This window comes from Collinsella sp. CLA-ER-H8, from assembly GCF_040092335.1.
Taxonomy (GTDB): Bacteria; Actinomycetota; Coriobacteriia; order Coriobacteriales; family Coriobacteriaceae; genus Collinsella.
In genome coordinates this window covers 189,151-209,988 of record NZ_JBBNLU010000004.1, presented here as the reverse complement: position 1 = coordinate 209,988, position 20,838 = coordinate 189,151, and the positions used below count along the sequence as shown (strand labels likewise).

15 protein-coding genes are annotated in these 20,838 nt (G+C 56.2%); 13 read left to right on the top strand and 2 right to left on the bottom strand.

The genetic code is table 11. The features are described from left to right. Nucleotides 1-109 precede the first annotated feature (109 nt). Both AAAX72_RS04345 and AAAX72_RS04340 read right to left on the bottom strand, forming a co-directional pair. Entirely contained in the window at nucleotides 110-655 is a 546-nt protein-coding gene (locus AAAX72_RS04345; RefSeq protein WP_349129236.1) for a hypothetical protein, read from the bottom strand. A 143-nt stretch (nucleotides 656-798) separates the two neighbouring features. After that, nucleotides 799-2,850 carry an RICIN domain-containing protein gene (locus AAAX72_RS04340; RefSeq protein WP_349129234.1) on the bottom strand — a complete coding sequence of 684 codons (2,052 nt, stop codon included), beginning with the start codon at nucleotides 2,848-2,850 and terminating at the stop codon, nucleotides 799-801. Between the two features lie 858 nt (nucleotides 2,851-3,708). On the opposite strand from AAAX72_RS04340, the gene AAAX72_RS04335 reads away from it, so the two are divergent. The 13 genes from AAAX72_RS04335 (at nucleotide 3,709) to AAAX72_RS04275 (ending at nucleotide 20,640) form a co-directional block, all read left to right on the top strand. Continuing rightward, nucleotides 3,709-4,230: a hypothetical protein gene (locus AAAX72_RS04335; protein ID WP_349129232.1), complete on the top strand. Its 522-nt coding sequence runs from the start codon at nucleotides 3,709-3,711 to the stop codon at nucleotides 4,228-4,230. Continuing rightward, the gene (locus AAAX72_RS04330; RefSeq protein WP_349129231.1) at nucleotides 4,217-5,116 is read left to right on the top strand and encodes a hypothetical protein; all 900 of its coding nucleotides are present in this window, start codon (nucleotides 4,217-4,219) and stop codon (nucleotides 5,114-5,116) included. Before AAAX72_RS04335 ends, AAAX72_RS04330 begins: the two co-directional genes overlap by 14 nt. 248 nt (nucleotides 5,117-5,364) lie before the next feature. Beyond that, nucleotides 5,365-6,336 carry an Abi family protein gene (locus AAAX72_RS04325; protein ID WP_349129229.1) on the top strand — a complete coding sequence of 324 codons (972 nt, stop codon included), beginning with the start codon at nucleotides 5,365-5,367 and terminating at the stop codon, nucleotides 6,334-6,336. 878 nt (nucleotides 6,337-7,214) lie between these two features. Further along, entirely contained in the window at nucleotides 7,215-8,696 is a 1,482-nt protein-coding gene (locus AAAX72_RS04320) for an AAA family ATPase (RefSeq protein ID WP_349129227.1), read from the top strand. Then, a complete protein-coding gene (locus AAAX72_RS04315; protein ID WP_349129226.1) occupies nucleotides 8,696-9,442 on the top strand; it encodes a hypothetical protein in 747 nt (248 codons plus the stop codon). The genes AAAX72_RS04320 and AAAX72_RS04315 overlap by 1 nt, the downstream gene beginning before the upstream one ends. A 150-nt stretch (nucleotides 9,443-9,592) precedes the next feature. Beyond that, nucleotides 9,593-11,683 carry a DUF4118 domain-containing protein gene (locus AAAX72_RS04310; protein WP_349129224.1) on the top strand — a complete coding sequence of 697 codons (2,091 nt, stop codon included), beginning with the start codon at nucleotides 9,593-9,595 and terminating at the stop codon, nucleotides 11,681-11,683. Then, the gene (locus AAAX72_RS04305; protein WP_349129222.1) at nucleotides 11,680-12,585 is read left to right on the top strand and encodes a hypothetical protein; all 906 of its coding nucleotides are present in this window, start codon (nucleotides 11,680-11,682) and stop codon (nucleotides 12,583-12,585) included. Before AAAX72_RS04310 ends, AAAX72_RS04305 begins: the two co-directional genes overlap by 4 nt. Further along, the gene (locus AAAX72_RS04300; RefSeq protein WP_349129220.1) at nucleotides 12,582-14,462 is read left to right on the top strand and encodes a DUF2194 domain-containing protein; all 1,881 of its coding nucleotides are present in this window, start codon (nucleotides 12,582-12,584) and stop codon (nucleotides 14,460-14,462) included. Before AAAX72_RS04305 ends, AAAX72_RS04300 begins: the two co-directional genes overlap by 4 nt. Before the next feature lie 35 nt (nucleotides 14,463-14,497). After that, nucleotides 14,498-15,886 (top strand): GT4 family glycosyltransferase PelF, encoded by a 1,389-nt coding sequence (gene pelF / locus AAAX72_RS04295; RefSeq protein WP_349129218.1) that lies wholly within the window; start codon nucleotides 14,498-14,500, stop codon nucleotides 15,884-15,886. Between the two features lie 3 nt (nucleotides 15,887-15,889). Then, nucleotides 15,890-17,434 (top strand): exopolysaccharide Pel transporter PelG, encoded by a 1,545-nt coding sequence (pelG, locus tag AAAX72_RS04290; protein ID WP_349129216.1) that lies wholly within the window; start codon nucleotides 15,890-15,892, stop codon nucleotides 17,432-17,434. Then, complete coding sequence (locus AAAX72_RS04285) at nucleotides 17,424-19,193, top strand: CotH kinase family protein (RefSeq protein WP_349129215.1); 1,770 nt, start codon at nucleotides 17,424-17,426, stop codon at nucleotides 19,191-19,193. The genes pelG and AAAX72_RS04285 overlap by 11 nt, the downstream gene beginning before the upstream one ends. Then, on the top strand, nucleotides 19,180-19,971 hold the full coding sequence (locus tag AAAX72_RS04280; RefSeq protein ID WP_349129213.1) for a polyphosphate polymerase domain-containing protein: 792 nt from the start codon (nucleotides 19,180-19,182) through the stop codon (nucleotides 19,969-19,971). The genes AAAX72_RS04285 and AAAX72_RS04280 overlap by 14 nt, the downstream gene beginning before the upstream one ends. 3 nt (nucleotides 19,972-19,974) lie before the next feature. Further along, nucleotides 19,975-20,640 (top strand): DUF4956 domain-containing protein, encoded by a 666-nt coding sequence (locus tag AAAX72_RS04275; RefSeq protein WP_349129211.1) that lies wholly within the window; start codon nucleotides 19,975-19,977, stop codon nucleotides 20,638-20,640. Nucleotides 20,641-20,838: the final 198 nt, after the last annotated feature.

The following is a 20,838-nucleotide window of genomic DNA, read 5'->3' as shown; positions in this document are numbered from 1 at the left end:
GTCGAAGCGTAAGCCCCGGCGTTGGTGGAAATGGTGAAAATGCGTTGGCGTGATTGGGGAAATTGCGTTGGCGGAATCGGCTAAAGTGCGATGGCGAAATTGGTTGTTTTTACAGTAGCGCTAACAGCAGGCAGGACAGCAGGTCGTCGAGCGTGCGGCTCCTGACCGGTATGAAGCGGTGCTTCCGGGAGTAGCCGAGCGTCGCGGTGAACACGCTGAACTCGAAGACCTCGCCCTCCGAGTCGACGAGCCTCATGCCCTCCTTCCAGTCGAACTGCAGCTGCCTGCCCGGGGGCGTCTCGAACCGCGGGTGCGGCTCGCGGCCGCCCGCGCCCCCGAAGGGCACGTCGTGCGCGCGGCACCATGCGGTGAAGGCGCCGTACCCGGGCAGCCCCTCCCCGCGGCCCTCGCGCAGGAACGCGTACACGGCCATCTTGCTCATGCCGGGCAGCTGGGCCTTCGCGCGGATCACCTCCTCGAGCGGGTCGAAGGCGCTGCCCCTCGCGGACCTCCCGTCGGCGGCGGACTCGCCCTCCCGCCAGTACTTGGCGACCGTGTGCCGGTCCATGCCGTGCCTCCTCGCGATCTCGCTGAAGTTCGGTTTCGCGCCGGACCCCCTGTAGACGTTCAGCTCTCCCATTACGTTTCGCTCCATATCCCGCTCCTCCCGGGTCGGATACCCGATCGGAGCATAGTTCCGTTAGCGCAGTTGGTGAAAGTACGTTAGCGGGTTCGGCGAAAGCGCATTAGCGCATTCGGCGAGATGCGTTTGCGAAAGTGGTCAATTTTAGATTAGCGCTAACACATCGCCAGGGCGAGCCCGCCGGCGGTGGCGGTGAAGAGCCCCGTGCCCTCGTCGCATGCGAAGTGCAGGACGGTCGGGGACTTGGACATGGAGCATCCGGAGGCCGTCGCGGCGACGCCCGAGGACGGGTCTATGGTGCTCACGATCCTGTAGGCGCCGTCGGGGACGTCGCGGCCGTCGGCCTCCTGGAGCGTCCAGGTCTGGGCGGGGTCTCCCGGGTTGGAGCTGAAGCCCCACACCAGCGCCCCGGCGCCCGTGTCGCGCCAGCGGTCGTCCAGGGCGCGGCCGGTCCCGGCGTTGACGAGGGAGTAGCCGCCGGCCGAGGCCACGAGCTCCCAGCGCTGGGAGGCGGAGCCGTCGGGGGCGGCCAGCGAGACGTCCGAGCCCGACATCGCCAGGGCGAGCCCGCCGGCGGTGGCGGTGAAGAGCCCCGTGCCCTCGTCGCATGCGAAGCGCAGGACGGTCGGGGACTTGGACATGGAGCATCCGGAGGCCGTCGCGGCGACGCCCGAGGACGGGTCTATGGTGCTCACGATCCTGTAGGCGCCGTCGGGGACGACCTTCCCTAATGCTGTGTTTTGATATTCAGCTATTAGATCGTACTTAGCGCACCATTTGTAGTTCGATTCTTTGGTGACGTTCGAAGTTGCGGCTAGCTTAACCCTTGCGTCGTTCGCCTTCCACTCCTTCTGATTCATCGCATACGCAACGATCCCATTCTGAACTTCCGAGATGCTCGGCGGGAACAACTGGTTGTCGGCATCGATGGAAAAGCTCTCTTCCTTGGCATCCAGATTCTGCTGAATGCGATCGGCATACTTCTCGGCCCATTCATCGGCCTTACCATTCCGCACAAAGTAATTATTTGACAGGTCGGTCGAGCGGTAGGCGTAGTCGTTCTTCTGATAGTTTGCCGTGTGGTCGGAGTGGGCGACTGCCATGAGCTCGTCGGTTAGGCCAAAGTACAGATGGCGCTGGTTCAGGTCTCCGTACCAGTTGTCGCTGGTGTCGTCCCAGGTTAGGTCCATCTGGCACCATTTGCCGTCGATCTTCACAGCGTTCCAGGTGTGGCCGTTGCCGGTGATGCGGCCGTTGGCGATGCCCGCTGTGTTAAGGAGCTTGGAGTAGATGCGCTGGTAGCTCTCGCAGGTGCCCTGGTGGCGCGTGAGACCGCTTTCGGCCGAGCACCAGTTGAGGCCGTGGTCGTACTCCAGCTGGTCGAGCGTCCAGTCGTGGAGCCACAGCGCCATGTCGTATTCCGAGCCGTTTGTCTGTTGCCTGCACTGGGCCACGGCGTTGTTGACGATCTGCGTGACGCTTGGGCGGGCGGCGTCGTTTACGGTCACCTCCGCCGTGGCGCGCAGGTAGTAGATCCCCTTGTCGTTTTGGGGGTCGTATCTGTCGTTGTCCATGAAGTAGAAGTAGATGCGGTACGTGCCCGATGCCGTGAAGTCGAAGGTAAAGTCGTGGCCCGCGGTGCCCAGGCTGTGGTAGCCGGCCCATGCCTGGCGCGACGGGTCGCAGACGCTTTCCTGGCTACCGCCGTCCCAATAGGTGGGTACGTCCATGCGCGCCTTGGCCTGGGACGAGCCGTTGGTTTGGGTTACGTGGAAGGTCGTCGCGGTGCCCGCGGGGGCGTCGTTCCACGAGACGGTGAAGGTGACGCCGTTTTGGCTTGCCGTGGCGGAGTGGGCGTAGCCGGTTTCCGCCGCGACGGAGATCGACTCGGGCGTGCCGTTGGTTTGGGCGCGGAGGGATGGAGCGGGGGTGCCGGTTGCGGCGGTGGTGCCGCAAGCGCTTTCTGTGTTGACGGCGCTGGTGCCGGCGGATGTTGCAGTGCTGTCCTCTACGGTATCTGCTGTCGCATTTGTGTTGGTGCCGTCTTCAGCCTTGCCTGTGTCGCTGCTCGTGGTGTCGGCTTGCGCCTGCTGCTCGGCTGTTGCCGGAGGCTGGATGGCTTCCGCAATGGCCGCCATGGGCATCGTCGCGCCGACCATGGACGTGCACGCGATCGCGCAGAGCAGGTAGTAAAGGGGTTGTTTCATAGCGGAGCCTCTCGGTGAGCAGCCAATAGGGTCCGAAGGCAGCTCCAGGCCAGCACTCCGCACATATTTTGTTGGGGATTATTTTACGGGAACCCTAGTCAACATCAGCGAACTTTCTGGGGAATGTTGGGGAGGGGGAGGGAGCGGGCCCGCTTTAGTCCTCGGCGGCGTTCTGACCCGTGCTTCGTTGACTATGCGTGATGCGGCAACTCCAGCATGAGGCCGTCTTGCGCCTCTTCGAGACTCGCCGCCGCGACCTTCCAGGATAAGTCCGCTAGGCTACCGTCTAGTTTATTGCGGCTTACGACCGGGCAATAAGCGGGCGTCTCAACATGTTGGTCAAGCAAAATCTTTTGTTAATTTCGAACAGGTATTCGATGTGGATGACTTTGTACCGGGCGAAAGCGATTGAGTCTAATTATGTTTTCATGCAGGTCAAGGGTGCTGTCTACAAGGGGATGAGCTGACTCGTAATTTCACGTGAAAAAGTTCCGCATTATTTTAGCTGCGTTTACCTGTTAAAACACAACATCTTGTGCTGATCATCAAAAAAGAATACAGGATATGGAACTGGCGAAGGGCTACAATTGAAACAACGAGAAGCGTCGTTTCCCCATTACAACCTAATTGTTCGGAAGGAGTCGGAAGGAATAGCTGTCAAAATCGAGGCCATATTGATGGTTCATTAAATTTCTTTAGGGGCGTGTGCGCTTATTGGTTAACAGCAGTATGCGCTCCTGTTTGCTTAACTCATTTACAAATTGCTTTTCTTCAGCAACCTTTCACTTGCGTGGCAGGGCTGGATAGTGCGCAAAAATTGCGGAGGATGGCTTCTGGATTATTGGAGGAGTGAGATTATTGGTCAATAACTTTCTTAATGAGTTGCTTGGGAAGATTTCTGCTTACGATCTGTTCAATGTGCTCATACCGGGCGCACTCGTAACATATTTCGCCAGTCAGACACCGTTGGGCAGTTTTATCGATTGTTCTAACTGGATGGCGTTATCTGTGATGAGTTATGTTCTCGGGCTTATTGCTTCACGGATTGGCTCTCTCTGCATTGAGCCGTTGGTTCAAAACCTGAAGCCTACCAGAAAACGGGACTATTCTGCCTTTGCGTATGCTCAGAAAAACGATCCTAAGGTCGAACAGCTCCTAATGATTTCAAACATGTATCGCAGCATGGCTGGGGCGGGTGTTTTGCTCGTCATTGTTCTGCTCGCATCGTTGCTGCCGGAATCTTTTCGATTTGAAGCGGCTTTTGTGACCCTATTCGCTTTTACCGTTCTGTTTGTTATCGCTTGGGTCAAGCAGGAATGGTATGTAGAAAAACGAATCAACTTCAATCTTGAGGAGTGTGATAACCATGAGCGAGATTAAGTCTCTGTCCGTTGATAACGGCGACATGTTTTATATCAATCACAATACTGATAACTTCAGCATGATTGACTGTAATATTACCGATGAGCGTAAGTCGGAAATCCTTGATGAGGTCAAAAACCTTGCAGGGAAAAAGGGCGTCGTTCGTTTTATCAGTACGCATCCGGACCAAGATCATATCCAGGGTATTGAGTATCTTGATGAGCTCGGGCTTATCAAGAATTTCTATTGCGTTGACAATAATGTCTCTAAGTCCACGGAGACTGAGAGTTTCAAAAAGTATAAAGATCTGAAGGGGTCGTCGTGCGCTTACAAAATATACAAGGGGTGTAATCGTAAATGGATGAACGTTTCTGATGGTGAGCGCGGCTCTGCTGGGATTAGCGTCCTCTGGCCCGATGTGAATAATGAGACCTTCCAGGATGCTTTGCGGGATGCCGAAAGCTCTGATAAACCCAATAATATTAGTCCTGCGATTGTCTACTCTCTTGAGGAAGGGGTCCGTGCGCTTTGGCTTGGTGACATGGAGAATGACTACATGGTGGCGATTGAAGACTACATCTCGCTTTCACCTGTGGACATTCTATTTGCACCGCATCATGGACGAAAGTCTGGTCGCGTCCCTAAGACATGGCTGGATAAGTTGGATCCTCGGTTGATTGTTGTAGGAGAAGCCCCGTCAGACGAGCTTGATTATTACTCGAATTACAACACTCTGACACAGAACAGCGCTCGCGATATTTTGTTCTGTTGCGAGACCGGTAAGACTCACGTTTACGTTGGATCTCCTTCTTACAGCGTCAATTTCTTAGACCGAGACCCTAATGCTTCGATTGTGAAGGGTTCGTTGTATTATTTGGGCTCTTTTGATTGCGGTGATCGCTAGTCGTCCGCCGTCCGGCTTATCCGATTTTGTTGCGTTCGGGCCTGTCTGTGCTTTTGTATGGCAGGCCCCTTGCTCATTGCTATGTTGCTTCCGGTAATTGTGGCGAGGCATTGGCGCGATGAACCCAGTTGATTGCTTGCTCAGTCACTCTGGCATGTAAGGGGTGCGGACTGTGAATATGGAGTGACTCTCCCAACTAAACACATTAATTATGGAGACTCGAGCCAATCATCGAGAACGGAGATCTGATGACCGACGCTAATAGAAAGCCGTGGCTTACGGCGTCCGAGCAGATTGATCATCTCAAATCGAGGGGTGTCCATTTCTCGCTGATGAGCGAAGACGATGCGAGAGCTTACTTGGAGAAGAACAGCAACTATTTTCGCCTGCGTGCCTATCGGCTTGGGTTTCCTAAAGTTGAAGAAGGAGCCCGCAAGGGAGAGTATGCAAATCTAGACTTTAAGATGCTGGTCGATTTGTCGATTGTCGACATGCTCGTTCGTTATGAAATGCTGCCGCTTACGCTTGATGTGGAGCATTTCGCAAAGGTAAAACTATTAAAGCGCATCGAGATTGAGGGGGAGGACGGCTATGCGGTCGTCTCGGAGTTCATTTCTTCCTACGACGGCACGAAGCCAGATGGAACGCCGTGCAATTCGCTCAAAGACGAGATTCTCAGATGCAAGAACAGTCCCTACACTGGTGGGTTGATTGCCAGGTATGCTGATTTCTACTTCCCCGCGTGGGCATTTATCGAAGTCGTCTCCTTCGGCTCTTTTCTCTATTTTTACAAGTTTTGCGCCAATAGGTTTGACGACCGCGAGATGCTTAAGGAGTTCTATATTCTTCAAGCAGTCAAGTCATTAAGAAATGCATGCGCTCATAATAGCTGCATTTTGAATAACCTGCGTGCTGATAGACCGCAATTTAAGCCTAGCTACGTTGTAACGCGGGAGTTGTCGACCATAGCCGGTATCGGTCTCGACCAGCGTAAGTCAAAGATGAGCAATGACCGTATACAGCAGATTGTCACTACGCTATACGCGCACAGGAAACTTGCTTCGCAAGGCGTTTTGGAACATCGCGCAAAGAGCCTATCTGTGTTTGTTCAAAGAATGAATAAGCACGTCGATTATTATCAGGGCAATCTTCAGGTCTCTACTGGATTTGAATTTCTCACGAAGGTGATTAGTGCGTGGTTTCCGGTGGACGCTGATTAACGATGAATCTGTGACGAGCGTTGCCGCAACGCCTTGGATGCCAAAAAAGAGCTATGCTTTCTTCACAACAAAAAACAGAAGCCTTTCTTTGGCCGAAGTTTTGCAAGGGGGTTCCTTCCTAAGTGAGGGCATCCCCTATTTTTTATGATGCTGTGATTGGTGGTTCCACCTATGGGCGGCCTGTCGACAAGCAATTGCCTCTGACTAAAACATGGTCAATTAAGGTGGAAGCCTTCGGGCGACACCTGAAGAGCGTTGATGCGTCGGCCCTCTATTTTGTTTGTATGTAAGATTCGGCCTGTCAAAACTTACATCTCAATTGAGAAAAGACGAAATTGCGTGTGATTTTCTGCTCGCACGTAATTTTACTGATGCGTTGTTGCTCAGCCTTAATTCGCGACGGTTTCTCCGGTAAAGGAGGAACTGGGATTTGCTTTTCCTAAAGTTCCAACTGTGAAGAGGCCTTGCGACGGTACGTCCGGCTTGGTACGTTGGAACCGCCGAAAGGCGGTTTTTGCGTTTAAGGGACTGTTTTTGGTAAAGACTTCGTTGCGCTTTTCTGCTTAGAGCGCTCGGTTTTTATCGTAGCTTTCGAAAATATGCGGCAAATTCCGGAACCCCCGAGCACACCACCTTTATCGCACAAAGAAACCGCAGGTAAACGCGTTGTCGCCACTTGGCGTGGTCGGCCTGTCCTGATTTTGCCGCATACTTCTGGTTTTAGCCATCTTTGTGGTCGATCGACCGTCAAAACAATTCGTTTAGCAAGACTTTCGAGGATAATCATTTCTAGATTTCGGAATAATTTATAACTAATTCGCAAAAATATATCGATATCTAGTATGATTATCAGCAACTTCCACGCTAGGAGACTGCTGATGGTTCGTATTGTTCAGATCGCGTTGCATGATTTTAAGAATATTGCCTTTGGCGAGATTGCTTTTGCGAAATCGAAGCCCGGCTCTGCCTTTGTGCCCGGGGCGGACGTTATAGGCATTTATGGCCAAAATGGCTCCGGCAAGACTTCTGTAATTGAGGCGATTGACCTGGTCAAAACCCTGATGACGGGTGCCGCATATGACAGGCAGAAAGTTCTCGACTACTTTTATCCTGGCAAAGACTCTTTTTCAATTGACATTGAGTTTAACATTGATACCGCGGATGAATTATTTCTTACGTTCTATACCGTCACTTTTTCGCGTAGAGCAGACTCTGCTTGGATTTCGCACGAAAAAATGGCTGTAAAACAATTTAATGTCGATAAAGACAAATGGGGGTCTAAGAGGACTCTCGTGGAGCTTGTTCAAGAGGCCCCCGAGTCTGCCGCGGCGGTTCTGCCCAGAAATCGCTGGTCCCATCTTTTGAACGCGGATCAACAGCTTAAGATGTCGATGTTGGTTTCGCTAGGTGTTCTTCAGCGGGGCAACATGTCCCCCATGCTTTCCATACAAACTGTTAAATATCTGATCTCGCTTTTTGCCTGCGATTTCAATCTTTATCTGCAGGAGGAACCTCCGGAGCAATTGCAGATTAATGAGGCTGTGTACGAGATGCAATCGGCTTCTTTCAAGAGTGCCCATCAAGAGATTCTCACTCCGCTGTATTGCCTGCTTGCCGAGCTTGGGCTTTATTTCCGTTACCGAGTCAATGTGTTTACGACGCTGGCAAATGCAACTTGCACCTTAAACGTACTTTCGATGGATATTATCGATGACCGCGTGTTTGGCCAGAAGGGTCACCTTTCTGTCAATCTTTTTAAGCCCGCTGTTATTAAGGACGATGATTTCCCAGCCGTTTCGTCTGCGATTAAGCGTGTGAGCGGATTAATTGGCACGCTTGTACCGGGCCTTTCCATCGAGGTTAAAGTCATAGGATCTCAGCTTTTGGATAAGGGCGATTCACCCGCCAAGCAAGTCGAGTTTCTTTCTTGCCGCAATGGGGTCGAGATTCCACTGCGCTGTGAATCTGAGGGCGTAAGAAAACTCATCTCTTTCTCGCTCTGCCTTATGGAAGTCCATTCGTACTCCGACGCATTCCTTGCAATTGACGAGCTCGACTCGGGCGTATTCGAATTTCTCTTGGGGCAGCTTCTTTCCGTGCTTGAGTCGTTTGGCAAGGGGCAGCTCTTGTTTACTGCCCACAACCTACGTGTTCTTGAATTGCTGCCGGCATCAGAGATTCTTCTGACCACTGCAGATCCTGATAACAGGTTTGTTCGCTTTAAAGGCGTTAAGCCCACCAATAACATGCGTGACCAGTATTTGCGCGCGATTAGCCTTGGCGATAGCGGACAGCGTTTGTACGATTCTACGGATAGGTACTCAATCGATGCCGCGCTCTGCTTGGATGGTGACGAGTAGTGGGTGCCACCGAGTTCGTTCTTTTTATCGTCGAAGGCGAAACTGATGAGCTGGCATTGGGTCGTGCTCTTACAAGTTTGTTTGCAAGCGGGGAACATCCTGGTCCTCGTTTTGGGATTGTGCGCGGCGACATCACATCGGTACATGCTCTCGGTGCAGGAAATCCCGCTTCGACTATTAAGAGGCGGTTGGTTGATACCGTGAAGGAATTTCTCGCTAAGGACAAGTTGCGTGCCACCGATTTAGACGCCATTGTGCTGTTGTCCGATACCGATGGTGCATTTATCGATGATTCGCTGGTTGTCTATGATGAAGATGGGCCTCATTGTTCCTATTTTGAAGATAGGATCGAAACGTCGAACGTCGCCTCGCTGCGTCAGAGAAATCAATGTAAATCTTCGTGTCTTAAGACGTTATCCAGGACGCATGAGCTGACCTGTAATAAAAGGAAGATTCCTTTTAAAGCTGCATATATGTCACGCAACCTTGAGCATGCTTTGTCCGATTTTTCAGGTAGGGCAACACAGCAGAAAAAGTATGATCTGGCGCGCAAGTTTTCTAAAAAATACGGTACGGACGTTATTGGTTTCTTGGAGCTCCTTACGTTCCTTGCTCCCGTTGGCTCATATCAGGATAGTTGGGTTTATATCGCCCGGGACAATAACTCTCTTTTGAGGGGCTCCAACATGAAACAGACGCTCGAGGCTTTGCCCTCTAGTCCAATCAAAGCCGCCTCCTCCCTCTAAAAAAGTTCTTAAAACAGCCTTAAAGACGTTTCAGCTCGCGTTGACAGCGTAAAATACGCATGTTTGACTATGAACGAAGTGGATTTTAGGGGAGGGGTGCGCCATGGAGGTGCTGGTTGTTGGCAACACCGCATATGTTGACGATGACTTTTGTGCCAAGGCGTTCCCGGGGACCATGTCCAGGTCGTCGCTGCCGCGGAAGCGCGCCGCGACGAGTCATCACCCCATGCTTCGTGGAAAGAGCTTCTGCAACACCTGGATCAGGCCTACGAGTTCGACCGCGTGGTCTACCTATCCAATTACCTTACCCCGCATACCGATACCGTGGGCGATATCGAGACGCTGCGCTCGGTCTTTCGTGCGTGCGCGGGTCGACGGATCCAACTGCTGTATGTAGCGGGGCCCGCGGGTGCCGAGGGTGCCGCCGATGCCGCGGGGCGAACGGGCAAGGGAATTATCGCCCGTGCGTCAAACGACCTGTGCCGCTACTATGCTGCTCGCGAGGGCGTCCAAACCAAGATCCTGCGCGTGCCGTTCCTGTATACCGCGTCTGCCGCACTGGAGGACCCGTTTTTGGTGCCGCTGTTCGACGCGTGCTCAACCGGATCGGTCGCTCTGCAGGGCGCGCGGGATGCGGCGTTTCCCCTGCTGTGTGCCGAGGAGCTTGCGGTGCTGGTACGCCGTATCTTCGATAGCTGGGATGCCTCTTTTGAGACGCTCGACGTTGCCGATGCCTTCCATCACACAGCGGGTGAAGTGGGCGAGGCTCTTCAGGCGCTGTTCCCAGGGCTCTCAGTTGCCTATGGCGATTCTGCCGGCTACGCCCTGCCCGTCAGCGACGTCGTTCGCGTGCGCTATGGCTGGTTTCAGCGGTACGACCTGCTGCGCGATCTTTCGACCATTCAAGTGCGTTGGGATGCTGGCCGCGCAAAGAAGGTCAACCCCTTGCGCGCCGCCATCGACCGCATCCAGATGCGCGCGCTGCCTATTAAATGCCTGGAGACGGGCGTTGCCTGGGTTCTGTTCGAGGTGCTGGAGCATCTGTTCTCACAATCGGCCCAGCTCAACGTGCTCGATTATCGCCTGCTCTACGTGGTGCTGATCGGCACGCTGTATGGCTTGGACTTTGGCCTGGTTGCGGCGCTGCTGGCGTCGGTGGGCTTGGCCGTGAGCTACTTTACCCAGTATGGCTATACCTTCCAGGGACTTTTCTACGAGCCGTCCAACTGGCTGCCGTTTATTGCGTACTTTGTTGTGGGTGCCGTGTGCGGCTATGTGCAGCTGCGCAACAGCGAAGCCATTAGGGCGGAGCGCGATCAAAACGAGCTCGTGCGCAACCGCAATACGTTCCTTACGCAGCTCTACCACGACGCGATCGAGGACAAGCGCGCGTACAGGCGCCAGATCGTGGGTCGCCACGACAGCTTTGGCAAGATCTTTGCCGTGACGCAGGAGCTCGACGTGCTCAACCCACGCAACATCTATCGCAAGTGCTGCGAGCTTCTGGGCGAGATCCTCGAGAACGATTCGGTGGCGATCTACCATGTTTCGGGCGGGGCATTTGCACGTCTGGTGGCAGCAAGTCCCGCGATTGCCGAAGATGCCGCACGCTCGCTCACGCTTGAGCAGCTTGCACCTCTTTTGGGCGACGGAGGTCGTTTGAACCTGTGGGTGAACCGCGAGCTGACGCCGGGGCTTCCCATGTTTGGATACACGATCGAGCGCGACGGGGCACCCGCCGTGTTGATCTTTGTGCGTAGTGCGGCCGAAAACCAAATGACCCTCTATTATCAAAACCTGTTCCGCATCTTGTGCGGCCTGGTCGAAAGCGCGCTGGGCCGTGCCTTTGACTATGAGGCGGTGGCGCAGGATAAACGCTGCGTTGAAGGCACTTGCGTGCTCAAGCAGGCTGCCTTTGGCCAAGAGCTCGCGGCGGAGCAGGCGCTGGCAGATAGCAAGATGGGGAGTTATTTGCTCCTGCGCGTGGTACCGGGCATGGAGCCTGTCGGCGAGCTGGTGGGCGCAATTGGGTCGGCAATCCGCGAGAGCGACGCGGCGGGCTTGGTCGACGGCGACGTGCTCTACCTGCTTATGCGCCAGGCAAAGGCGTACGATCTGCCCATTATCCGCGAGCGCCTGAGCGCAAAGCAGATTGCGGTGGAGCCCGTCGACGGCGAGGACATCGTGGCGCTGCTGCAGCACATCTCTTACACCGGTGACGGTGAGGGGGGTGCCGCTTGATCTCGCTTGTCGTTGCTGCCGTCTTGCTGCTGATTCATGCGCTGGTTTGCCTGATGCTGTGGACGCTTATGAAGCTGGGCCTGCTGCCGGTGCGTGGGCACATGCTGGCTGTGATAGTGCTGGTGCCGCTGTGGGGCCCGTTGCTGGTGGTTCTGCTATCGGTCCGCAGCGCGGTGTTTGGCGAGGGGCTGAAAGAGTCTGCGCTGGAGTCGCTGCGCTTCAACGACGAGCTGCATCGCAGCATCCTGGTGCACGACCGTGACGCCGATGCGGGCGTGGTCCCGCTCGAGGAGGCGCTCATCGTCAACGACCCGGCATACCGGCGCCGCCTAATGCTCTCCATGCTCACCGAGGAGCCCAACGCGTACCTGGCGCAGCTGCAGGCGGCTAAGCTTAACGACGACGTTGAGGTGGCGCACTATGCCGCGACGGCGGTGGCGCAGATCTCCAAGGAGTCCGACCTTAAGCTGCAGCAGCTGGAGCGTGCCTTTAAGACGGACCCAAGCGCGCAAAACCTCAACGAATACTGCGATTTTCTTGGTGAATTCTTGGGCTCGGGCTTGGCCGAGGGGCGCGTGGCTCAGATTCAGCGCCAACAGTACGCGCGCCTGCTTGCGCGTCGCTGCGAGCGCGAGGATACCCTTGAGCTGCGCATTCGATATGCGACGGCGCTGGCCGATGTCGGACAGATCGACGAGGCGCAGGCCGTGACCGACCAGCTGATGCTCGACGTGCCCGAGGAGCAGGAGGTTTGGATGCTTTGCCTGCGCCTGGCCGTGATGCGCCGCGACGGTGACGAGGTCCGCCGTGTGATCGATGCGATTGACAAGCAACATGTGTATTTGAGCGCCGACAACCGCGAAAAGTTGGCGTTTTGGCGCGACGGGGAGGAGGCCAGATGAGCGTGGCGCAACATATCCGCGACCGTGCAGGGCGCTTTCGTTGGATGGGACTCCTCGTGGTGTGGGCGGTCTTTATTGTCATGGCCGCCGTGCTGCTGGTGGAGCGTGCCGGCGTGCAGTACAGTGCGGGCCAGCATAAGCTGGGGATGCTTGCCGCCAACGATGCGGTGCCGGCCTCCTCGGCAATCTTTGGCCAAAAGCCCACGTGCCTGGTCATTACCGATTCCGATCAAGCTGGCGTCGAGGACGTAAAGGAACAGTTCGACCAGATCCTACTCGACATGAAGATCGCCCATCGCGATGTTGATATTGCCACCGACGGTGCGGACGCGATCCCATCGCTCACGTCGTTTGATCGCGTGATTGTGCTTATGCCCTCGCTTGACGGACTGGGTACGCATCTGACCGATCTGATGAGTTGGGTGAGTGCGGGCGGCTCACTCATGCTGGGCATGACGCCAGATAACTCGAACTACCTGCAGGCTGTTGCTTCCAAGCTTGGGATCGAATCGGCCGGATATGACTATGCGACAGCCGAAAGTATTGTTCCGAGCGATGACTTTATGTTGGGCGGAGGAGAGCGCTACGAGTTCTCGGATCCCTTCGATTCTTCGCTTTCGGTTTCATTGCGCGAAACGGCGCGCGTATGGGCAAAGACCGGTGACGCGGGCACGCCGCTCATTTGGTCTAACGATTGCGGCAGTGGTCACACCGTGGTGTGCAACATTGGTATCTACGACAAGGTCATGCGTGGGTTCTATGCTTCGGCCATAAGCTTGCTGGGTGATGCCACGGCCTATCCGGTCATCAACAGCGCCGTGTTCTATTTGGACGACTTTCCTAGCCCCGTGCCCTCGGGCGATGGTACTTATATCAAGCGTGACTACGGCGTTTCCATTGCGGATTTTTACACCAAGGTCTGGTGGCCCGATCTGCAAAAGCTCGCGCAAAAATACGGCATTCGCTATACCGGCGTGATGATCGAAAACTACGAGGACGCGGTCAACCAGACCGAGCCCGCGCGCCAGGCCGATACCACGCAGTTCCGCTACTTTGGCGGCATGCTGCTGCAGATGGGCGGAGAGCTGGGCTTTCACGGCTACAACCATCAGCCGCTTGCGCTCTGGGACACCGACTATGGTACGTTGTACGTCTACAAGACGTGGAAAAACAAGGAAACGCTCGTCGCTTCGCTCAACGAGCTTATAGCCTTCCAGGACGAGGTGCTGCCCAACGCGCACGGCTCGGTCTACGTGCCACCGTCGAATATCCTTTCGGCCCGCGCGCGCCAGCTTATCGGCACCGACGTTCCGCGCATTAAGACTATTGCCAGTACGTACTTTGAGGACGGTACCGACTTGCCGTACGTGCAGGAGTTTGGCGTGGCGAGCGATGGTATTGTGGAGCAGCCGCGTATTGTCTCGGGCGGCATGGTCGACGATTCCTATATGCGCCTGGCTGCCGTGTCCGAGCTCAACATGCACTACGTGAGTACGCACTTTATGCACCCGGACGACCTGCTCGATCCCGATCGCGGCGCCAAGGAGGGCTGGGAAGTCTACAAGGGCGGCCTGACCGACTACCTGGACTGGCTTACCAAGTCTGCGCCCGACCTGCGCCGCCAGACCGGCTCGGATTGCTCGGGCGCCATTCAGCGCTTTTCGTCGGTTACGGTGAGTGTGGATACCAGTGCGGATGCCTGGACGCTCAGCCTGGGCAATTTCCACGACGAGGCTTGGCTCATGTTCCGTACCAATAATGGCGAGCCGGGTGCGGTGACGGGTGGCGAGATTACGCATCTGACAGGCGACCTGTACCTGGTCAAAGCCACGGACAAGACGGTGACCATTGCGCGCAAGGAGGGTAGCGACAAATGAGAATCTGCTTGGTACTCGAGGGTTGCTAACCCTATGTGCACGGCGGCGTGTCTACCTGGATGCACGGCTACATTACGGCTATGCCCGAGCACGAGTTTGTGCTGTGGGTGATCGGCGCGCATGCTGCCGACCGTGGCAAGTTTGTCTACGAGCTGCCCGGCAACGTGGTCGAGGTGCACGAGGTGTTCCTGGACGATGCCCTGCGGCTTTCGGGCGAGCAGCACGAAGCCAGTTTTAACGACCGCGAGCGCGAGGCGCTACGCCGTCTGGTGTCGCTCTCCAATCCGGACTGGGACGTGCTGTTCGATATCTTTCAGCGCCGTCGCGTGCATCCGCTCTCGTTTTTGCAGAGCCGAACGTTTATGGACATCTTCCGCGACGTGTGCCTTGCCGAGTACCCCTACACGCCCTTTGCCGACGCATTCCACACCATGCGCTCTATGCTGTTGCCGGTGCTCTACCTGCTGGGCAGCGAGGTGCCGGTTGCCGATGTGTACCACGCTATCTCGACCGGCTACGGCGGCCTGCTCGCCTGTCTGGGCTCAAGCGTTCACCATGCGCCGGTGCTGCTCACCGAGCACGGCATCTATACCCGCGAGCGCGAGGAAGAGATCATTCGCGCCGATTGGGTGGTGCCGTCATTTAAGGACCGCTGGATTCGCTTTTTCTACCTGCTTTCGGAGGAGATCTACCGCCGCGCCTTCCGCGTGACGAGTTTGTTCCATAACGCCCGCAAGACGCAGATTGATATGGGCTGTGATGCGGACAAATGCCTGGTTATCCCCAACGGCATCCAGTTCGATCGCTTTAAGGATATTCCCTTAAAGCCCGATGATGGCTGGGTGGATATTGGCGCAGTGGTGCGCTTGGCGCCCATCAAGGACGTCAAGACCATGATCTATGCCTTCTTTGAGCTGCACGAGCGCCTGCCTAAGGTGCGCCTGCACATCATGGGCGGCGTGGACGACGAAGAGTACGGCGCCGAGTGCCACGCGCTGGTCGATACCCTGGGCGTGCGCGACCTGATCTTTACCGGTCGCGTCAACGTGGTCGAGTACATGGAAAAGCTCGACTTTACCATTTTGACGAGCATCTCCGAGGGCCAGCCGCTTAGCGTGCTGGAGTCGCTTGCAGCGCGTCGTCCCTGCGTGACGACCGAGGTGGGCTGCTGTCGCGAGCTGCTCGAAGGCGCCCCGGGTGACGACTTTGGCGTCGCGGGTTTTGTGACGCCGCCCATGTATCGCAAGGGCTTGGCCGATGCCATGGAGCGCATGTGCGTGAGCCGCGCCCGTCGCATTGAGATGGGGGAGCGCGGGCAGCGTCGCGTTGCCACGTACTTTTTGCACGAGCAGATGCTCGCCAACTATCGCGCGCTGTACGACGAGACGGCGTGTGCGTTTAACCTGTCCAGAGAGGGAGAGTAGCCGGTGGCCGGAATTGGTTTTGAGCTTAAGCGCCTGTTTAGGCGCAAGGGCCTGTTTGCCACGATGCGCGCTTACGGCTACGCCGGCATTGTGTGCACGGGCCCCATGCTGCTGGGCGTGCTGCTCCAGGTGGGTATCTTGGTGCTGTGCGGTCTGTGGGGTGTGGGCCGTGCCAACCAGGATCTGTTGGTGTGCATGGTGACCTACACACTGCTGGCCTCGCTTTTGCTCACGAGCTTTTTCTCCATGCCGGTCACGCGCTTTTTGGCCGACATGCTATTTGCCGAGCGCGAGGATGAGATACTGCCTTCGTTTTGGGGCTCCAACGCCATCATGCTCGTTGCGGGCACGGTGCTCTACGGCGTCTTTTTGCTGTTCTCGGGCGCCACGCTGCTGCAGGGGCTGCTGTGCCTGTGGCTGTTCAACATTATGATCGTCAACTGGAACGGCATGAGTTACCTCACGGCCATCAAGGATTACCGCGGTATCCTGTGCAGCTTTGCGGCTGCCATTGGCGTGGCGTGCCTGTGCGCCCTGGCCGCGCTGGCGCTGGGACTGCCGCCTGTCGAGGGCCTTTTGGCGTCAATTGCTCTGGGCTACGGCGTCATGCTCGCCTGGGACGTGGTACTGCTGTACCGGTATTTTCCGCAGAGCGACCGCAGCCCCTGGCCCTTTTTGCAGTGGCTCGATCAGTTTATGCCGCTGGCGCTCACGGGCCTGTTAACCAATCTGGGACTCTTTGCGCACCTGGTGATTATTTGGGCCGGTCCTATTGGCGTGCAGGTCAAGGGCTTGTTTTATGGCGCGCCCTACTACGATGTGCCGGCGCTCATCGCGTTTTTGACGATCCTGGTCACGACCGTCAACTTTGTGGTCTCGGTCGAGGTCAATTTCTATCCGCGCTACCGCGACTATTACAGCCTGTTCAATGACGGCGGCGTGGTAGGCGATATTGTGGTGGCCGAGGAGGAGATGCTCTCCACGCTTAACAGCGAACTGCGCTTTTGCGCGCTCAAACAGTTGTTTGTGACCGCGGCGGTCATCTCGCTCGAGACCACGGTGCTCTCGGCCCTACCGCTGGGGTTTAACAACCTGATGCACGGGTATTTTCGTACTCTGTGCGTGGGCTATGGCCTGTATGCCGTGGGCAATACGGTGATGCTCATCTTGCTGTACTTTACCGACTACAAGGGGGCCGTGCTGGCCTCGGGGCTGTTTGCCAGTGTGGCCGGGCTGGCGACTGCCGTGTCGTTGCTTTTGCCGCAGCAGTTTTACGGCTTTGGCTTTTTGTTGGGTGCGGCGGTGTTTTTTATCGTGGCGCTGCTGCGGCTCGATACCTATACCGCCAACTTGCCGTATCGTATCCTGAGCCAGCAGCCCATTGTGGCGACCGACAAGACGGGCTGGTTTACCGAACTTGGCCGGGTGCTCGACCGTGTTGAGCAATGCTACGAGGACAAGCGCGCGGGCGGTGAGCCGCGCAGTGCGTTTGAACGTATGGTGGTTCGCCTGTATCAAAAACATTGGGGAGGTTCTGATGATCGATAAGTTGATGTCTCGCCGCTGCCTGATCGAGGCGGCTGCCGGCGCGCTGTTGCTTTCGGGCTGTTCGTCTCAGGACGAATCCTCGACTAAAGAGGTCAAAAAGCAGGACAAGATTAAAAAGGCCGATTCCTCGGACGGTACCAAGCATCTGCGCGATAAAGATGAGCTGTACGAGGTCTACGACGACTCGGGCATTGTGACCATGTACCTGACGGTTTCGCGCGGCAACAGCTCCGAGAACACCGACCACAGCTGGGCCGAGATCAACACGTACTCGGTGTATGACTATGCCGACATGGGCGTGACGCGCTATCAGGTTATGGGCCTGCTGCAGCCGGGCGACGAAGACGGCCCGGTGGCCGGCGAGGTTGGCTATGGCGAGGAAGCGCCCAATGCTACCGTGCAGGTGCGCGGTCAGACATCGAGCAACAACTCGCAAAAGAATTACAAGGTGGAGCTCAAAAAGGGCAAGGGTACCTGGCGCCAACAGCGCGCGATTGCACTCAACAAGCACATGGGCGAGGGTATGCGTTTTCGCAACAAGATGGCCTACGACCTTATCCGTGGGATTCCCCAGATGATGGGCCTGCGCACGCAGTTTGTGCATCTGTGGGTGTGCGACCAGACCGAAAAGTCCAACGACACCTTTGAGGACTACGGCCTGTTTACGCAGGTGGAGCAGCTCAACAAGACGGCGCTTAAGGCACATGGCCTGGATAAGAGCGGACACCTGTATAAGGTGAACAGCTTCGATTTCCATCGCTACGAGGATACCATTAAGCTCGCCGACGATCCCGACTACAACCAGGCTAAATTTGAGGGCATGCTCGAGATTAAGAGCGATTCGGACCACACCAAGCTCATCGAGATGCTCGATGCGCTCAACGACGAATCGCAAAAGATCGATGACGTGCTCGATACCTACTTTGATACCGAGAATCTGGTCTATTGGCTGGCGTTTCAGATTCTGACGGGAAACTGCGATACGCAGAACCGTAACTGCTATCTGTACAGTCCTCTCAACTCAAATACCTGGTACTTTTTAGATTGGGATAACGACGGCATGCTGCGTAAGCTGGAGCTTTCTCTTACCGGGTTTTCGGACTACGCGAGCTGGGAGCGCGGCGTAAGCAACTACTGGGGCAACGTACTGTTCAATCGTGCGCTGCGCGGCAAATCGTTCCGCAGCGAGCTCGACCGCGCCGTCAAGGACCTACGCTCGTATATGACCGAGGCACGCCTGAGCAAGATGATCAAGCACTACCGCGAGGTTACTGAATCGCTGGTCTTTGCTTCGCCCGATATCGACAATCTGCCTGTCACCAAGGACCAATATGAGCAGATCGCCGCGGCGATTCCCTCCGAGATCGAGGAGAACTACAAGAGCTTTCGCGAGAGTTTTAAAAAGCCCATGCCGTTCTACATCGGCGTGCCGCAGATCGATAACGGTAAGCTGCGCATTAACTGGGATGCGTCCTATGACTTTGAGGCGCGCGACATTCGCTACACCGTAGAGCTTGCGCGCGACTATGCCATAAGCGACGTGGTCTTTAAGGCCGAGGACGTGCTGCTTCCCGAGGTGACCTGCGATGCGCCCGATGCCGGCCAGTATTTTGTGCGCGTGCGTGCCACCAACTCCGACTGTTATACGCAAGATGCGTTTGACTACTATGTGGCCGACGACGGCAAGCACTACGGCATGAAGTGTTTTTACGTGCAAGACGGCGGTAAGGTCGTGGAGGACACGTATGAGGAGGGCTAGCGCGCTGCTTGAGCGCTTGGCGGCTCCGCCTGTGCGTACCACGCAGGAGCGTTACCGCCACGAGCTCAAATATCTCATTAACGAGGGCGAGCACTCCGCGCTTGCCTGTCGCATGGCGCCGGTTTTTAAACTGGATAAGCATGCGCGGGCGGGCGGTTACACCATTCGCAGCCTGTATTTTGACGACTACTGCAACTCGGCCTACGAGGAAAAAGACGCCGGCATTCTCATGCGCAAAAAGTATCGCGTGCGCATCTATAACGGCAGCGACAAGGTGATTAAGCTCGAGCGCAAAAAGAAGTACGGCAGCTGGATCTACAAGGAGGACGCGCCGCTTACGCGCGGCGAGTTTGAGCAGATTTTGGCTGGCGACTACGGCTTTTTGCTGAGGAGCCCCTATCCGCTCTGTCGCGAGTTCTACATCGAGTGCATCTGTAACATGATGCGCCCGCGGACCATCGTGGACTACGAGCGCGAGCCGTGGGTGATGGATGAGGGCACCGTGCGCATTACGTTTGACATGAACGTGCGCGCCGCGGTGGGAAGCTTCGATATCTTTGACGCGACGCTGCCGGCGTTGCCGGTCCTGGAGCCCGGCAAGCTGGTGATGGAGGTCAAGTTTACGGAGTTTTGCCCGCAGCTGGTGCGCGATATGGTGCCGCCGGGAGCGGCCGAGCTTACGGCGGTCTCCAAGTACTGCCTGTGTTACGAAAAGACCGCCTACCTGCGCGGATTTAATTACTGGGAATCGGATTTTGAGAACCGAGGGGATATTTAGACCATGAGCACCAGGGACTTTTTTAAGAACTCCGTCTTGGAGGCGTTTGGCCAGGTCGACCCTGCCAAGATTGGCCTTTCGCTGCTCGTGGCGCTCGCCATGGGCATCCTGATCTATTACGTGTACAAGCGCTTTTTTACCGGCGTGGTGTATTCGCGCAGCTTTGCCGTGACACTCGTGGGCATGTGCGTGCTTACCTGCATGGTCACGCTCGCGATCTCGACCAACGTGGTCATCTCGCTCGGTATGGTCGGTGCTCTGTCAATCGTCCGCTATCGTACGGCGGTTAAGGACCCGCTCGACCTGCTGTATCTGTTTTGGGCCATTACCACGGGCATTACGGCGGGCGCCGGCATGTACGCGCTCGTGGCGCTCACGGCGGTGGTGATCGTGGTGATGATTGCCGGCTTTGCGAGCCACCAGGACAAGGCGCGCGTGTACATGATGGTCATTCACTACACGGGCCAGACCACCGGCGACGATATCGTTCGCGCGTTTGGGCGCACCAAGTTCACCGTCAAGTCCAAGACGATGCGCGGTGACAAGGTCGAGATGGCCGTGGAGGTGTTCTCGGATGGTGTTGACATGCCCTATGCGGACGCCATTCGCGCGCTCGACGACGTTGAAGATCTGACGTTGATCCAATACAACGGCGAATATCACGGCTAACTATGTTCCGGCGTTTTAACAAACGCCGGACCGCTCGACGCTGCGCGGGCATCTGCGCGGGCGATCTGCCATTCAAACCGTCGCTCGCGTACATTAAGTACGCTTCGCTCCTCTTTCGCGGCACCTCGCCACGGCAGCTGCCCGCTCGCTGACGTTTGCTCGACCTGGGCGGTTGAAATTATCCGCTGAGACCTTTCC